Genomic DNA, 12,675 nt, shown 5'->3' on the forward strand with positions numbered 1-12,675 from the left:
TGCCGGCGATAGGGCCGGACCTGCAACCTCTCAATCAGCAGATTTTGGTCCCCGCCCAACTTCAGGTATGATATCGCCCCTTTCAAATCCCCCAGTCAGGCGATTTCCCATGACCAACCAGGCCGCCGAAGTCGCGAAGCGCCGCACTTTCGCAATCATTTCCCACCCCGACGCCGGTAAGACCACCATCACCGAAAAGCTGCTGCTGATGGGCAAGGCCATTGCCGTCGCCGGTACCGTGAAGTCGCGCAAGTCCGACCGCCATGCCACCTCCGACTGGATGGAAATGGAGAAGCAGCGCGGCATCTCCATCACCACCTCGGTGATGCAGTTCCCGTACCGCGAGCACATGATCAACCTGCTCGACACCCCCGGCCACGAAGACTTCTCTGAAGACACCTACCGCACCCTGACCGCAGTGGACTCGGCGCTGATGGTGCTGGACGGCGGTAAAGGTGTAGAGCCGCGGACCATCGCCCTGATGGACGTCTGCCGCCTGCGCGACACGCCCATCGTCAGCTTCATCAACAAACTCGACCGTGACATTCGCGACCCGATCGAACTGCTCGACGAGATCGAGGCGGTTCTGAAGATCAAGGCCGCGCCGATCACCTGGCCGATCGGTTGCTACCGTGACTTCAAGGGCGTGTACCACCTCACCGGTGACTACATCGTGGTGTACACCCCTGGCCACGGCCATGAGCGCACCGAGGCCAAGATCATCCAGAAGCTGGACTCCGACGAGGCCCGTGCCCACCTGGGTGACCAATACGATTCGTTCGTCGAGCAACTGGAGCTGGTGCAGGGTGCTTGCCACGAGTTCAACCAGGAAGAGTTCATCAGTGGCCAGCTGACCCCGGTGTTCTTCGGTACGGCACTCGGTAACTTCGGTGTCGACCACGTGCTCGACGCGGTGGTCGACTGGGCGCCGCGGCCGCTCGGGCGTGTGGCCCACGAACGTACCGTAGAGCCGGTCGAAGAGAAGTTCACCGGTTTCGTGTTCAAGATCCAGGCGAACATGGACCCGAAACACCGCGACCGTATCGCGTTCATGCGCATCTGCTCGGGCAAGTACGAAAAGGGCATGAAGATGCGCCACGTGCGCCTCAACAAGGACCTGCGTATCGGCGATGCGCTGACCTTCTTCTCCTCCGAGCGTGAGCAACTGGAAGAGGCCTTTGCCGGCGACATCATCGGCCTGCACAACCACGGCACCATCCAGATCGGTGACACCTTTACCGAAGGCGAGGCCCTGGGCTTTACCGGTATCCCGCACTTCGCCCCGGAGCTGTTCCGCCGTGTGCGCCTGAAGGACCCGCTGAAGTCCAAGCAGCTGCGCCAGGGCTTGCAGCAGCTGGCGGAAGAGGGTGCCACGCAGGTGTTCTTCCCCGAGCGCAGCAACGACATCATCCTGGGTGCGGTCGGTGTGCTGCAGTTCGACGTGGTCGCCAGCCGCCTGAAGGAAGAGTACAAGGTCGAGTGCGCCTGGGAGCCGATCACCGTGTGGTCGGCCCGCTGGATCAGCTGCGACGACAAGAAGAAGCTTGAGGAATTCCAGACCAAGGCCATGGAAAACCTGGCCATCGATGGTGGCGGCCACCTCACTTACCTGGCGCCGACCCGGGTCAACCTGGCGCTGATGGAAGAACGCTGGCCGGACATCAAGTTCCGCGCTACCCGCGAGCACCACTGACTATTGGATTTGGGGCTGCCTTGCAGCCCTTCGCGGGCACGCCCGCTCCCACGGGCAATCACTGTGGGAGCGGGCGTGCCCGCGAAGGGCCGCAAAGCGGCCCCATTTCAATTCCCGGCCTTGATACTGGTCCAGACCCGGGTCCTGATGCGGTCGATCTTGGCCGGCATCGCCTCCAGCGCATACAGCTTGCCCATCACGGCTTCGCTCGGGTAAATCATCGCATTGCCTTTCAGCGCAGGGTCCACCAGCCCGTCCGCCTTGAGGTTGCCGTTGGCATACTGCACATGGTTGCTGATGTTGGCCATCACCTCCGGCTGCAGCAGGTAGTTCATGTAGGCATAGCCAGCCTTTTCATCTGGTGCATCGGCCGGCATGGCCACCATGTCGAACCACAAGGGCGCGCCTTCCTTGGGTATCGAATAGCCCACCTTGACGCCGTTGTGCGCCTCTTCGGCGCGGTTCTTCGCCTGCAGCACATCCCCCGAGAAGCCCACCACCACGCAGACATCGCCGTTGGCCAGGTCGCCAGTGTATTTCGAGGAGTGGAAGTAGCTGATGTAGGGCCGTACCTGCATCAACAGCGCCTTGGCCTTGTCGTAGTCTGCCGGGTTCTGGCTGTGGTGCGGCAGGCCCAGGTAGTGCAGGGCAATCGGCAGCAGCTCGGGGCCGTTGTCCAGCACCGCTACACCGCAGCTTTTCAGCTTGCTCATGTATTCGGGCTTGAAGATCAGGTCCCACGAGTCCAGCGGCGCGTTGTCGCCCAGTACCGCCTTGACCTTGTCGATGTTGTAGCCGATTCCGGTGCTGCCCCACAGGTAGGGGAAACCGTACTGGTTGCCCGGGTCATTCACCTCCAGCGCCTTGAGCAGCACCGGGTTGAGGTTCTGCCAGTTGGGCAGCTGCGACTTGTCCAGGCGTTTCAAGGCCTTGCCTTGGATCTGCCGGGCCATGAAGTGGTTGGAAGGGAACACCACGTCGTAGCCAGAGTTGCCGGTCATCAGCTTGCCGTCGAGGGTTTCGTTGCTGTCATACACGTCGTAGGTGGGCACGATGCCAGTGGCTTGCTGGAAGTTTTTCAGCGTGTCGGGTGCCACGTAGCTGGACCAGTTGTAGATTTTCACCGTTTCGGCGGCACTGGCCACACTGGCGGCCAGCATCAAGGGTGCAAGAAGGCGTGTGCGCATGTCGGAGTTACCTTGCTTTGTCTGTTGTTATCGAAGGCAGGCGATCAGCGGATCAGAAAATCAGTACGTAGGTCTTGCGCACGGTCTCCTGGATGTCCCAGGTGCCGGTGCTGTTGGCCGGTAGCATCAATGCGTCTCCGGCTTCTATAAGCAGGGGCTCGCCACCGTCGGGGGTGAAGGTGCAGCGGCCCTTGATGAAATGGCAGAACTCCTGTTGCACGATCTGCCGCCGCCAACGCCCGGGGGTGCACTCCCAGATACCGGTTTCGACGCCGTCGTCGCGTTCCACGCTGGTGACCGAAGCCACTGCCACGGGTTCGCCGAGGGGCACCGCTACCGGGCTGGCGCTAGCCAGTGCGACGCTGTCGGTATTCTTGAACTGGGTGATGCGCATGACCGGTGGATCCTGTGTTGGGGAAAGGGAATCAGTGCATGAAGCCTTCCATGAAGTCCGCGAGCGAGCTGGCCAGGCGCCGCCGCCAGGGCGCGCTGGCGGGGTTGGCGAGGGTCCGGTCCTCGTGGACGAAGCTCTGGATGATTGCGTTGTAGCCCAGCCAGCGGCAGGGCTCGGGGGGCCAGCTGGCCAGGCTTGAAACCGGGCGGTTGTCGAGCACCCACGGTTGCGCCGTCAGCGCGTTGTGCTGGTTGAGGATCAGTGCCGCCAGGGTCCGCCCGCCCAGGTTGGTGGCGCCAACGCCTTCGCCGCCGTAACCGCCGGCCAGGGCGATGCCGCGCTGGCGGTCGCAGAGCATGTGTGGGCGGAAGCGCCGCGCCATGCCTAGGTTGCCACCCCACGAATGGGTGATACGCGCATGCTTTAGCTGTGGGAAGAGTTCGCTGAACAGGTAGCGGCGCAGCTCGATTTCATGTTCGTCGAGGTTGAAGTTTTCACGCAGGCGGCCGCCGAAGCGGTACCCGCCCCGGGCGCCGAATACCAGCCGGTTGTCGGCCGTGCGCTGGCCATAGGTGACCTGGCGGCTGCTTTCGCTGAAGGCCTGGCCCTGGCTCATGCCGATCTGTTCCCAGGTCGCCTCGGGAAGTGGCTCGGTGGCCACCAGCAGGCTCTGCACCGGCAGTTGGTGTTTGCCCAGTGGTGGCAGGCTGGCGGCGTAGCCTTCCACGGCGGGCACCACCCATTGGCAGCGAATGCGCGCCAGCGGTGTACGCACCTCACCCGGTTGCCAGTCGATGGCTGGGGTATTTTCGTAGATCGGTACACCCAGCGCTTCCAGTGCCCGGGCCAGGCCACGGGCGAGCATGGCCGGCTGAATGGTCGCCGTGTGCGGGCTGTAGATCGCGCCATAGGCGTTGCTGACCCGTAGCTGCGCGTCCAGCTGTTCGGGGCGCAACCAACGGTAGTCGTCTTCGGTCATGCCCTGGCGGTACAGGTCGTCGAGGTAGGCGCGCAGGCTGCGTTCCTGTTCCGGGTAGCGCGCGGCGCAATACAGCACGCCCCCTTTGCGGTAGTGGCAGTCGATGCCTTCGCGCTGCAGCACGCTGTGCACCTCGTCCGGAATCCCGTGCAGCAGGTCGATGCTGGCGCGGCGCTGCTGCGGTGACAGGCTGGCGAGCAGGCGGTCTTCGCCGAGCAGGTTGCCCATCAGCCAGCCACCGTTGCGCCCAGAGGCGCCGAAACCGGCGATGTTGGCATCGATCAGTGCAATGTTCAGCTGGGGTGCCTGGCGCTTGAGGTAGTAGGCGGTCCACAGCCCGGTGTAGCCCGCGCCGATGATGCACACATCCGCGTCCAGGTCGTCGCGCAGGGCCGGGCGGGCGCACAGCGGCTCGTCGAGCTGGTCCATCCACAGGCTGAGCGTGCGCAGGGGTTGCATCGGGTTCGGCTCCACGTCCGTCAAGGTCTGTGGCCGATCCTAGTCGGGCGAGTGGGCGGCTGTCTTACGTGCGTGCACGCAGGGAAATTTGCTTCAGGTAGGCCTTGGGTGTGAGCCCGGTGTGTTCACGGAAGCACTTGTAGAACGCCGACAGCGAATTGAAGCCAGCGTTGAACGCCAGGTCATCGATGGGTGTTCCGGCGCTGTTGTCATCAAGGCTGGCCATCAGGTGCTGCAGGCGCGCCTGGTTGACGTAGCGGTAGAAGCTTTGCCCAAGCACCTGGTTCAGCAGGTAGGAAATCTGGTTGCGGCTGTAGCCACTGGCATCGGCAACTTGCTGCAGATCCAGTTCAGGGTCCAGGTAGGGGCGCTGGCGCTGAAAATAGTGTTCCAGGTCCTGGGCCATGGTCGACAGCTGCCGCGGTGACAGGCCCAGGCGGCTGGTGGCTGGCCGCGCGCCGCCGGTGCCCGCGGTGTTGCCGTGCTGGCGCACCAGGGTCGCATATTCGTTGACCCGCCAGATCAGGCCGTCCCTCACGGTAATTGCCTCGCTGGACTGAAACGCCACCAGGCCATCGCCGCCCTGCACCGTAACCTGGTACTGGATGAACGCGGTGCAGCCATCGACGCGGATACGGTCACTGTGGACGATGTCTTCGCCGGCTTCATGGGGTAGGCAGGCGCGCACGTAGTCGCGCAGTTCGCGATAGCCCAGCACGCGGTTCTGGAAGAAGTCGTGATACTGGACATCGGGGTGATAAAGCGCCATCACGCCGTCGAGGTCACGGTGCTTCCAGCACAGGTGGTAGCGCAGCACGGTCTCGGCGGTGAGTGGGGTCTGGGCGGGGTCATCGGGAAGCGTCATGGCTGGATCATGCCTTGCCGGCCAGGCCATCACAAGAATGCAGAACACCTGATGGATAGGGCGCTTTCGCGCATTTTGCACGGTTCAGCAGGCGGCCAGCGAGCTAAGCCACTGATTTATATGGGCGTCATTTTTTGTCACAGCTGGCACAGCTACTGCAAAGGTTACTGCGCGAATGGAATTCTCGCTAACAACATAAGGCGCACACATCATGATCACCTCTGCCGACTACCCCGCTGTCGATACGCAAAGCCGTTCAGGTGTTTCCTGGGCGGCCATCTTCGCTGGCGCGGCTGCTGCCGCATCCGTTTCCCTCATCCTTGTGGTACTGGGCGCGGGATTGGGCTTCGCCGCAACCTCGCCTTGGGCTGACGAAGGGGCGAGTGCCAAAGCCCTGGGCGTTTCTACCATTGTCTGGCTGCTGCTCACGCAGATCATCGCATCGGGCATGGGCGGCTATATTGCCGGCCGGCTGCGGGTGAAGTGGGCGAACCTGCACGGTGACGAGGTGTACTTCCGCGATACCGCGCATGGCTTCCTGTCGTGGGCAGTGGCCACCCTGGTCGCCGCCATGCTGGTGCTGGGCGCGGCGGGCAACTTGGTAGGGGCCGGAGCCAGCGCTGCGTCGCAAGCGGCCACGGTGTCTGCTGCCGCAGGTGCATCGGCGGCTACCGGTAGCAACAATGACTCGATGGGGTACTTCGTCGACAGCCTGTTCCGCGGTGACGGCCCGGCGCCAGTCAGCGAGGACGCCGCCAATGGGGTTGCCGCGCGCATTCTGGCCAAGGGCATTGCCGGGGACGGCGCATTGCCTCCTGAGGACCGTACCTACCTGGCCCAGTTGGTGGCGCAGCGTACCCGCCTGACCCAGGCCGAAGCCGAAGCCCGTGTGGACCAGGTAATGGCTCAGGTGCAGCAGCTGAAAACCGATGCCAAGCAAGCGGCCGATACTGCCGCCAAGGTAGCTGCCTGGACTGCCCTCTGGACCTTCGTCGCGCTGCTGTGCGGCGCCTTTATCGCCAGCGTCGCGGCCCTGTATGGCGGTCGCCTGCGCGACCGCGTGCAGTGGCTGGAAGGCGACTACGTCACTACCCGCACCGTTCAACGTTAAGCAAGGAGAATTACCATGCGCTCGATATTGCTGTGGATGCTTGGAGTACCGATTCCCGTGATCATCCTGATTGCACTGTTCATGCACTGACAGTAAGGGCGGCCCAGGCCGCCCTTTGCTATTGCCACCATTGACGGAGGTTGAACATGCGCTCGATATTGCTGTGGATGATCGGCGTACCGATACCGGTGATTATCCTGATCTGGATTTTCATGCATTGAGCGGCTGGGGGCCGCGGGGCGGCCCATCGCGGCGCAAGGCCGCTTCTGCAGAGGTCGCGTGAACCTCACGCCAGCGCAGACCGCTCTGGCAACTGATTAAAGAAACTGCTCCGCGTAATGACAGGCCACTTGCCGGGTACCGACTTGCCTGAACGCCGGCACGTCCTTGGCGCAGCGCTCAGTGGCATGTGGGCAGCGCTTGTGGAACGCGCAGCCGTCCGGCGGGTTCAGCGGGTTGGGCAACTCCCCGGCAATTCTGATTTTCGGCTTCAGCGGGTCGGGATGAATCGCCGGCGTCGCTGACAGCAGTGCCTGGGTGTACGGGTGCAGCGGCTTCTCGTAGATGTCCTCCTTGGGCCCCATTTCTGCGGGCCTTCCCAGGTACATCACCAGCACTTGGTCGGCCACGTGCCGCACCACCGCCAGGTTGTGCGAGATGAACACGTAGGCGGTGTTGAACTCCTTCTGCAAGTCCATGAACAGGTTCAGTACCTGTGCCTGGATCGACACGTCCAGCGCTGAGGTCGGTTCGTCTGCCACCAGTACCTTGGGCTGCAGCATCATCGCCCGGGCCAAGGCGATGCGCTGGCGCTGGCCGCCAGAGAACATGTGCGGGTAGCGCTGATAATGTTCGGGGCGCAGGCCGACCTGCTCCATCATCTTCTGCACCTTGTCTCGCCGTTCGGCCTTGCTCAGCGAGGTGTTGATCAGCAAAGGTTCGGCCAACTGGTCGCCAATCTTCTGCCGCGGGTTGAGCGAAGCGTAGGGGCTCTGGAATACCATCTGCACGTCGCGGCGCAGTTGCTTGCGCTGGGCCTTGCTGGCGCCAGTGACTTCGGTGCCGGCAATTTGCAGGGAGCCGGAAGACGGCTCTTCGATCAATGTCAGGGCGCGGGCCAGGGTCGACTTGCCGCAGCCAGACTCACCCACCACCGCCAGGGTCTTGCCGGCCTCCAGCTCGAACGACACGCCGTTGAGCGCGCGGACCAGTGCGTGGCCTTTGAACAGCCCGCGGGATACTTCGTAATGCCGGGTCAATTCCCGGGCAGTCAGAACCACGGCCATTACGCCACCTCCTGGTTCAGCGGGTAGAAGCAACGCACCAGGCTGTACGCCTGAGGGTCGAGGGGCGGGCGCTGGCGCCGGCAGTTGTCCTGTACATAAGGGCAGCGCGGCGACAGCAGGCAGCCCACGGGGCGGTCGTAGCGGCCAGGCACGATGCCGGGCAGGGTGGCCAGGCGTTCGGCGCCAAGGCTGTGTTCGGGGATGGCCGCCAGCAGGGCTTCGCTGTAAGGGTGGGCCGGCAGGTCGAACAGCTCCGGAACCTGGCCAACTTCCACCGCCTGGCCGGCATACATCACGCACACCCGCCTGGCCGTTTCGGCGACTACGGCAAGGTCGTGGGTGATGAGGATCAGCGCCATGTTGCGCTCTTTCTGCAGGTTCACCAGCAGTTCCATGATCTGCGCCTGGATCGTCACGTCCAGCGCGGTGGTGGGCTCATCGGCGATCAGCAGCTTGGGTTCGCCGGCAATCGCCATGGCAATTGCCACACGCTGGCTCATGCCGCCGGACAACTGGTGCGGGTAGGCATCCAGGCGGCTTTCCGCCGCCGGGATCTCGACCTTTTTCAATAGCTCAAGGGCACGTTGGCGCGCTGCCTTGCCCTTCAGGCCCAAGTGTTGGCGCAGCACCTCCTCGATCTGGAAGCCTACCGTGTAGCTGGGGTTCAGTGCGGTCATCGGGTCCTGGAAGACCATGGCGATGTCCTTACCCACCACCTTGCGCCGTTGCCGGCCGCTGAGCTTGAGCATGTCGGTGCCGTCGAACGTCAGGGCGTCGGCGGTAATGCGCCCAGGCGCATCGATCAGGCCCATCAGGGCCATCATGGTGACCGATTTACCCGAGCCGGACTCGCCGACGATCGCCAGGATCTCGCCGGCGTCCACCGCCAGGTCCAGGCCATCGACCACCGGTACGGCAGTGGCGTCGCCGAAGCGCACGTTCAGGTTGTTGATCTGTAACAGTGACATGGCGTTCTCCTCAGGCGGCGTTCTTGAGTTTCGGGTCCAGCGCATCGCGCAGGCCGTCGCCCATCAGGTTGATTGCCAACACACTGAGCAGAATGGTCAGGCCGGGCAGGCTCACCACCCACCAGGCACGCTCGATGTAGTCACGCGCCGAAGCCAGCATGGTGCCCCACTCGGGGGTGGGCGGCTGCACGCCCAGGCCAAGGAAGCCCAGGGCGGCGGCGTCGAGGATCGCCGAGGAAAAACTCAAGGTGGCCTGCACGATCAACGGTGCCATGCAGTTGGGCAGCACCGTGACGAACATCAGGCGTGGCAAGCCGGCGCCGGCCAGGCGTGCGGCCGTGACGTAGTCGCGGTTCAGCTCGCCCATCACGGCGGCGCGGGTCAGGCGCACGTAAGAGGGCAGCGACACGATGGCGATCGCAATCACCGTGTTGATCAGGCCTGGGCCGAGAATGGCGACGATCGCCACCGCCAGCAGCAGCGACGGCAGGGCCAGCATCACGTCCATCAGGCGCATGATCGACGGGCCCAGCAGTTGCGGGAAGAACCCGGCCAGCAGGCCTAGCAGGATGCCCGGGATCAGCGACATCACCACCGAGGACAGGCCGATCAGCAGCGACAGCCGCGCGCCCTGGATCAGGCGTGAAAGCAGGTCGCGGCCGAGTTCGTCGGTGCCAAGGATGAACTGCCAGGTGCCGCCCTCCAGCCACACCGGTGGGGTCAACAGGAAGTCGCGGTACTGCTCGCTGGGGTCATGGGGGGCGACCCATGGCGCGAACAGCGCGCAGAACACCACCAGGCACATGAACGCCAGGCCCATCACCGCGCCTTTGTTGCGCGCGAAGGCTTGCCAGAATTCTTTGTACGGCGAAGGGTAGAGCAGGCTTTGGTCCACCGGGCTGGCCGGCGACACGGATTTCGGAATCGGGCTAGTCATGGCAAGGGCCTCAGCGCTGATGACGGATGCGTGGGTTGGCCAGGCCGTAGAGAATGTCCACGACGAAGTTGACCAGGATTACCAGGCAGGCGATCAGCAGGATGCCGTTCTGGACCACGGGGTAGTCACGGGCGCCGATGGCTTCGATCAGCCATTTGCCGATGCCCGGCCAGGAGAAGATGGTTTCGGTCAGCACCGCACCGGCCAACAGCGTGCCGACCTGCAGGCCGAACACGGTGAGCACCGGGATCAATGCGTTGCGCAGGCCATGCACGAACACTACCCGGGCCGGCGACAGGCCTTTGGCACGGGCTGTACGGATGTAGTCTTCGCGCAGCACTTCAAGCATCGATGAGCGGGTCATGCGCGCGATTACCGCCAGCGGGATGGTGCCGAGCACGATGGCAGGCAGAATCAGGTGCATCACCGCGTCCTTGAATGAGCCTTCCTCATCGCTGAGCAGGGTATCGATCAGCATGAAGCCGGTTTTCGGCTCGATGTCGTAGAGCAGGTCGATGCGCCCGGACACCGGGGTCCAGCCCAGGCTCACCGAGAAGAACATGATCAGGATCAGACCCCACCAGAAGATCGGCATCGAATAGCCCGCCAGGGATATGCCCATTACCCCGTGGTCGAACAGCGAGCCGCGTTTGAGCGCCGCGATCACCCCGGCCAGCAGGCCGACCACGCCAGCGAACAACAGCGCGGCAAAGGCCAGTTCCAGGGTGGCCGGGAACAAGGTCAGGAACTCCCGCCACACGCTTTCGCGGGTGCGCAGCGATTCACCCAGGTCGCCCTGGGCCAGCTTGCCGACATAGTCCAGGTACTGGACCGGCAGGGGTTTGTTCAAGCCCAGGCGCTCCATGGCCTGGGCATGCATTTCGGGGTCGACCCTGCGCTCGCCCATCATCACTTCCACCGGGTCGCCGGGGATCAGGCGTATGAGCGCGAAAGTCAGCAACGTGATGCCGAAAAAAGTCGGTATCAGCAGGCCAAGGCGCCGGGCAATAAAACTCAACATTGTCGGGGTTACCTCATCAGACCGTACGGCCAGCAGCACGCTACGGCAGTGCCGCCGGTTCCCTGCTGGGCGCCGGCGGTCGTCGTTGTTCTACTTCACCCGGGTGGTGGCGAAGTTGTTTTTGGCCAGAGGGCTGATCACGTAGCCCTCTACATTGTCACGCATGGCGGTGAACATCTTCGGGTGGGCCATGCTGATCCACGGTTGGTCGTCATCGTACACCTTCAATGCCTCGCTATAGAGCCTTGCCCGTTCGTCGTTGTCGACCACCTCGCGGGCTCGGCTGATCAGCTCCTGGAACTTAGGGTTGCACCAGCGCGCATAGTTCTCGCCGGTCTTGGCCGCCTCGCAACTGAGCAGGGGGGTGAGGAAGTTGTCCGGGTCGCCGTTGTCGCCCGCCCAGCCGGTGGACACCAGGTCGGCTTCACCGCGCTTGGCGCGGCGCAGCATCTCGGCCCACTCCATCACACGGATATCCAGCTTCAGGCCGATCTGGCCGAGGTCGGCCTGCAGCATCTCGGCCGACAGGCGCGGGTTGGGGTTGGTCATGCCACCGCCGTTGCGGGTGAACAGGGTGATGACGGTGCCCTCCGGCACATCCGCCTCCTTGAGCAGGGCGCGCGCCTTGGCAAGGTCACGCGGCGGGTTCTGGTTGGCCGGGTTGAAGCCCATCATGCTGGGCGGGTAGGGGTTCACCCCGACCAACGCATTACCTTTGCCGAACAGCTGGTCGACGTGGGTCTGGCGGTCGAATGCCATGTTGATGGCTTTACGCACACGCACGTCGCTGAGGTACTTGTGCTGGGTGTTCATGGCAACATAGCCGGTCACCAGCGCTTCGGTTTCGGCCACCTTGAGGGTGCGGTCGGCCTTGATCGAGGGCACGTCGTCCGGCTTGGGGTACAGCGCCACCTGGCACTCGTTGGCGCGCAATTTCTGCAGGCGCACATTGCTGTCGGTGGCAATGGCGAAGATCAGGGCGTCGGCCGGCGGTTTGCCGCGGAAGTAGTCGGGGTTGGGTTTGAAGCGGACCTGCGCGTCCTTGTTGTAGCGCTGGAAGATGAACGGCCCGGTGCCGATGGGTTTGCTGTTCAGCTCGGCGGTCTTGCCGGCCTTGAGCAACTGGTCGCCGTATTCTGCCGAATAGATAGAGGTGAAGCCCATGGCCATGTCATGCAGGAACGGTGCTTCGGGGCGGGTGAGGGTGATCACCACGGTATGCTCGTCGGTCTTGTCCACCGCCTTGAGCAACTGGCTGAAGGCCATGCTCTCGAAGTACGGGTAGCCGACGCTGGTCTTGTCGTGCCACGGGTGCGCCGGGTCCAGCTGGCGCCGCAGGCTCCACAGCACATCGTCGGCGTTGAATTCGCGGGTGGGTGTGAAGTAGTCGGTGCTGTGGAACTTCACGCCCTTGCGCAGGTGAAAGGTATAGGTCAGGCCATCTGCTGAAATGTCCCAGCGCTCGGCCAGGGCCGGCTCGATGTCGGTGGTCCCGGGCTTGAAGTCCACCAGGCGGTTGAACAGTGTTTCAGAGGACGCATCGAAGGTGACGCCGGTGGTGTACTGGACCACGTCGAAGCCCTCCGGGCTGGCTTCGGTGCAGACCACCAGCGGCTTGGCCGCCAGTTGCGTGGCACTGCCGAGCACCAGCGCAGCCAGCGCCAGGCGTAGCGGTCGCGACTTGATGAAAACTCTGTGCATGGGTTGAAGACTCCCTGCGTGCATTGATTCCAGCGTAGCCGCCAAGGCCCGCCGTGCAGCGGGCCGTGGCGCAA

The 12,675-nt window shown here is 63.6% G+C and carries 11 protein-coding genes; 2 read left to right on the forward strand and 9 right to left on the reverse strand.

Annotated elements, in window-relative coordinates; all coding sequences use genetic code 11:
- Window positions 1-109: 109 nt before the first annotated feature.
- The gene (locus G1E_RS22965) at window positions 110-1,693 is read left to right on the forward strand and encodes a peptide chain release factor 3 (RefSeq protein ID WP_047150132.1); all 1,584 of its coding nucleotides are present in this window, start codon (window positions 110-112) and stop codon (window positions 1,691-1,693) included.
- A gap of 107 nt (window positions 1,694-1,800) precedes the next feature.
- Here the strand turns inward: G1E_RS22965 and G1E_RS22970 are convergent, their stop codons facing one another.
- The 4 genes from G1E_RS22970 to G1E_RS22985 all read right to left on the reverse strand — a co-directional run bounded on the left by G1E_RS22970 (window position 1,801) and on the right by G1E_RS22985 (window position 5,577).
- Window positions 1,801-2,880: a polyamine ABC transporter substrate-binding protein gene (locus tag G1E_RS22970; protein ID WP_009685142.1), complete on the reverse strand. Its 1,080-nt coding sequence runs from the start codon at window positions 2,878-2,880 to the stop codon at window positions 1,801-1,803.
- Window positions 2,881-2,932: 52 nt separating this feature from the next.
- Window positions 2,933-3,274, reverse strand: coding sequence for a cupin domain-containing protein (locus G1E_RS22975; RefSeq protein ID WP_009685143.1), 342 nt, complete (start codon window positions 3,272-3,274; stop codon window positions 2,933-2,935).
- A 31-nt stretch (window positions 3,275-3,305) separates the two neighbouring features.
- Entirely contained in the window at window positions 3,306-4,712 is a 1,407-nt protein-coding gene (locus tag G1E_RS22980; protein WP_009685144.1) for an FAD-binding oxidoreductase, read from the reverse strand.
- Window positions 4,713-4,776: 64 nt separating this feature from the next.
- On the reverse strand, window positions 4,777-5,577 hold the full coding sequence (locus G1E_RS22985; RefSeq protein WP_009685145.1) for a nuclear transport factor 2 family protein: 801 nt from the start codon (window positions 5,575-5,577) through the stop codon (window positions 4,777-4,779).
- Window positions 5,578-5,788: 211 nt separating this feature from the next.
- Between G1E_RS22985 and G1E_RS22990 the strand changes: the two genes are divergently transcribed.
- Complete coding sequence (locus G1E_RS22990) at window positions 5,789-6,688, forward strand: hypothetical protein (protein WP_047150133.1); 900 nt, start codon at window positions 5,789-5,791, stop codon at window positions 6,686-6,688.
- A 317-nt stretch (window positions 6,689-7,005) separates the two neighbouring features.
- Here G1E_RS22990 and G1E_RS22995 read toward each other — a convergent pair whose 3' ends face one another.
- The 5 genes from G1E_RS22995 to G1E_RS23015 form a co-directional block, all read right to left on the reverse strand.
- Window positions 7,006-7,974 carry a peptide ABC transporter ATP-binding protein gene (locus G1E_RS22995; RefSeq protein WP_009685148.1) on the reverse strand — a complete coding sequence of 323 codons (969 nt, stop codon included), beginning with the start codon at window positions 7,972-7,974 and terminating at the stop codon, window positions 7,006-7,008.
- Window positions 7,974-8,942 (reverse strand): ABC transporter ATP-binding protein, encoded by a 969-nt coding sequence (locus G1E_RS23000; protein WP_009685149.1) that lies wholly within the window; start codon window positions 8,940-8,942, stop codon window positions 7,974-7,976. The genes G1E_RS22995 and G1E_RS23000 overlap by 1 nt, the downstream gene beginning before the upstream one ends.
- A gap of 10 nt (window positions 8,943-8,952) precedes the next feature.
- Window positions 8,953-9,879 carry an ABC transporter permease subunit gene (locus G1E_RS23005; RefSeq protein WP_009685150.1) on the reverse strand — a complete coding sequence of 309 codons (927 nt, stop codon included), beginning with the start codon at window positions 9,877-9,879 and terminating at the stop codon, window positions 8,953-8,955.
- Between the two features lie 10 nt (window positions 9,880-9,889).
- The gene (locus G1E_RS23010) at window positions 9,890-10,900 is read right to left on the reverse strand and encodes an ABC transporter permease subunit (protein WP_009685151.1); all 1,011 of its coding nucleotides are present in this window, start codon (window positions 10,898-10,900) and stop codon (window positions 9,890-9,892) included.
- A 90-nt stretch (window positions 10,901-10,990) separates the two neighbouring features.
- Window positions 10,991-12,601, reverse strand: coding sequence for an ABC transporter substrate-binding protein (locus G1E_RS23015; protein ID WP_009685152.1), 1,611 nt, complete (start codon window positions 12,599-12,601; stop codon window positions 10,991-10,993).
- Window positions 12,602-12,675 lie beyond the last annotated feature (74 nt).

Source organism: Pseudomonas sp. TJI-51 (assembly GCF_000190455.2).
GTDB classification, from domain to species: domain Bacteria; phylum Pseudomonadota; class Gammaproteobacteria; order Pseudomonadales; family Pseudomonadaceae; genus Aquipseudomonas; species Aquipseudomonas juntendi.

Coding starts and splice junctions, on each gene's coding strand:
- G1E_RS22965 (WP_047150132.1), top strand. CDS start 110: ATGACCAACCAGGCCGCCGAAGTCGCGAAGCGCCGCACTTTCGCAATC.
- G1E_RS22970 (WP_009685142.1), bottom strand. CDS start 2,880: ATGCGCACACGCCTTCTTGCACCCTTGATGCTGGCCGCCAGTGTGGCC.
- G1E_RS22975 (WP_009685143.1), bottom strand. CDS start 3,274: ATGCGCATCACCCAGTTCAAGAATACCGACAGCGTCGCACTGGCTAGC.
- G1E_RS22980 (WP_009685144.1), bottom strand. CDS start 4,712: ATGCAACCCCTGCGCACGCTCAGCCTGTGGATGGACCAGCTCGACGAG.
- G1E_RS22985 (WP_009685145.1), bottom strand. CDS start 5,577: ATGACGCTTCCCGATGACCCCGCCCAGACCCCACTCACCGCCGAGACC.
- G1E_RS22990 (WP_047150133.1), top strand. CDS start 5,789: ATGATCACCTCTGCCGACTACCCCGCTGTCGATACGCAAAGCCGTTCA.
- G1E_RS22995 (WP_009685148.1), bottom strand. CDS start 7,974: ATGGCCGTGGTTCTGACTGCCCGGGAATTGACCCGGCATTACGAAGTA.
- G1E_RS23000 (WP_009685149.1), bottom strand. CDS start 8,942: ATGTCACTGTTACAGATCAACAACCTGAACGTGCGCTTCGGCGACGCC.
- G1E_RS23005 (WP_009685150.1), bottom strand. CDS start 9,879: ATGACTAGCCCGATTCCGAAATCCGTGTCGCCGGCCAGCCCGGTGGAC.
- G1E_RS23010 (WP_009685151.1), bottom strand. CDS start 10,900: ATGTTGAGTTTTATTGCCCGGCGCCTTGGCCTGCTGATACCGACTTTT.
- G1E_RS23015 (WP_009685152.1), bottom strand. CDS start 12,601: ATGCACAGAGTTTTCATCAAGTCGCGACCGCTACGCCTGGCGCTGGCT.